Origin of the sequence: Mesorhizobium sp. M1E.F.Ca.ET.041.01.1.1, from assembly GCF_003997355.1 — a bacterium.
In the GTDB taxonomy this organism is placed as follows: Bacteria; Pseudomonadota; Alphaproteobacteria; order Rhizobiales; family Rhizobiaceae; genus Mesorhizobium.
Genome location: NZ_RZSL01000771.1, coordinates 1 through 2,363, shown reverse-complemented (window position 1 = coordinate 2,363; position 2,363 = coordinate 1). Strand labels below are relative to the sequence as shown.

Sequence of the window (2,363 nt, the reverse complement as noted above, 5' to 3'; positions counted from 1 at the left end):
AAAGTCTTGTGGGCCCAGGAGGTGCCGAATACGTACTCGACGAGGTGGTGGTCGCAGTAAGGGACCCGTACCTCGAGACCCGAAGCCATGCTCAGCCGATCCTTGCGGTCGAGAAGAGTCGGCAGGTGACGCGTGAGAACGAGGTAGCAGACCTCACGCATGCGACGCTCGTGCGGATCGGCTGAGGCCGGCCCGCTCAGGGCGGGTACTTCTGCGAGTGCCCTGCGGTACTGCTCGTCGAGGTATCCGGGGAGGTCGAGCTCCTCAACGAGTCCGGGGGCCAGGGACTGCAGGGCGATATCCACGTGGCAGGACCACGGAAACGTGTCGGCTTGAATGTGCGCGGGATCGTGGAACCACGAGTAGCCACCGAAAAGCTCGTCGGCTGACTCCCCGGACAGGGCCACTGTCGAGTACTGCCGGATCGCCCGGAACAGCAGATAGAGCGAGCTATCTTCGTTGCCCCACGTGAACGGCAGGTCACGGGCGTGTAGGGTGCCGGCCAGCACGTTCGGATCCATGAGCTCATCCGCGGACAAGATGATGTCCATGTGGTCCGTAGTAACGAACTTCGCAACCTCCTGCACGTACGGCGCGTCGGGTGTACCGCACATCGGGCCCGGGGTGAAGTTCTCGGTGTAGCCGACGAAGTCAAGGGCGAAGGATCGGATCCGTTCGTCGCTGGAGCGCGCGGCCAATGCGGTCAGGGCGGAGGAGTCAAGCCCGCCCGACAAGAGCGTGCCTAGCGGAACGTCGGCGACGAGCTGCCGCTGGACCGTGTCCTCAAGCAACTCGCGCACGCGCCGAACTGTGGTAGCCACGTCGTCGGTGTGCCCGCTGTCGGTGAGCTGCCAATAGCTTATCTGCTGGATGCCGTCGCGGGTCACGCGGACGATGTGGCCGGGCCGTACTTCACGCATACCGCGGAACACGGTGTTATGCGGGTCGGCGACGAAAGATAGTGTGCGCCGAAGCCCGTCGGCGTCCACTACCCGTTCCGCGAGACCATTGGCGAGGATCGCCTTTGGCTCCGAGCCGAATAGCACTCCGTGCTCGGTGGGGTAGTAGTAAAGCGGCTTGATGCCGAGCCGGTCGCGTATGAGAAGCAGTTCGCGCTTGGCGGTGTCCCAGAGTGCGTAGGCAAACATCCCGTTGAGTTCGCTCACCGCGCTGCGAGGGTCGCGGTGGCCCCACTCGCGGTGGGCGTGCAGCACCACCTCGGTGTCACTGCTCGTCTCGAACCGATGGCCCAGGGCGGCAAGCCGTTGACGCAGCTCGCGGTAGTTGTAAGTCTCGCCCGTGTATACGAGCACCAAGGCGGGTTGGCCGTCCTCATCGAGCGTCATCGGCTGGCGACCGCCCTGGATGTCGATAATCGCGAGGCGGCGGTGTCCCAGTGCCGCAGGCCCGTCGATCCAAGTCCCCTCGTCGTCCGGTCCACGATAGGCCATGGTGGCCGTCATGTCGGCAAGCTCCCTTCGCGCGTCGGGACTTCCTAGGTCACGATCGAAATCAATCCATCCACACATGCCGCACATATTTTGACTCCTTGCCTTGGGTAACTGTCGCGTAACTTCGGGCATCCGGGACCCCGCACCACGCGAACACGCGATCTCCTTTATGGCCGCCTACCGACAAGCGGCGCCAGGATCTGGAGGACGGCGTTGCTGACCAGGATGTTCGAGGCGCCCAAAAGTTTCGATCGCCTGCACCATTCGCTTTCCACCTGCTCGTACTGACATCCGAGCCGACAACCCCGGGTGCGCGTTTGCCACCGGATCGATCCCGGACGCCGTTTGTTGGGCAGCGCTGTGATCAAGATCTGCGGGCCACTCTTGCTCCCTCGCGGGCGAAGCTGAGCGCGATCTCATTGCCGATGCCACTTGCGGCTCCGGTGATCACCGCCACCTTGTCGAGAAGCCGGCCACCGGCTCCCTCGTTGCGCTGGTTCGATAGAATATCATTCTGAAAGTTCGGGATTCTTCCTTTTCCCCCTAGCAAGGCTCGGCTTCCGCGAGGTAGTCGCGGACGACCTTCCCGAGCGCGAGCGTGAGATCTGCGACGATGTGTACGGCCGACACCACTTCCAGCACCGGCAGTTCGGCGTGGGGGCAAGTATGCAACCAGAGGTTCAGGGCTGCGCCGAGCCAGATGAGCCGGCTGCATGTTGCCAGGCCTTTGGTCCAACGTCATCTTTGGATGGGTCCGGGAAACCCGGGCGGCGGTATATTTCGGGAGGTGATCATGGGACGATTTCTCCTCAGTCCATGACGTGGTTTGCGGATGAGCACGCATGTACAATGCCAAACGAGAAACCGTTTGATGCAAAGGGATAAATCTGGCTCAGCTACCTTGCGTGTCCG

1 protein-coding gene and 2 pseudogenes are annotated in these 2,363 nt (G+C 62.7%); all 3 read right to left on the bottom strand.

All coding sequences use genetic code 11. The features are described 5' to 3' along the window. The coding region (asnB, locus tag EOA38_RS33900) for an asparagine synthase (glutamine-hydrolyzing) (RefSeq protein WP_245480990.1) at positions 1 to 1,529 on the bottom strand (1,529 nt) is incomplete at its 3' end. A gap of 301 nt (positions 1,530 to 1,830) precedes the next feature. Beyond that, positions 1,831 to 1,980 (bottom strand): annotated as a pseudogene (locus tag EOA38_RS40715) (SDR family NAD(P)-dependent oxidoreductase); the annotation flags it as partial. A gap of 14 nt (positions 1,981 to 1,994) precedes the next feature. After that, positions 1,995 to 2,150 (bottom strand): annotated as a pseudogene (locus EOA38_RS33895) (acetoacetate decarboxylase); the annotation flags it as partial. Positions 2,151 to 2,363: the final 213 nt, after the last annotated feature.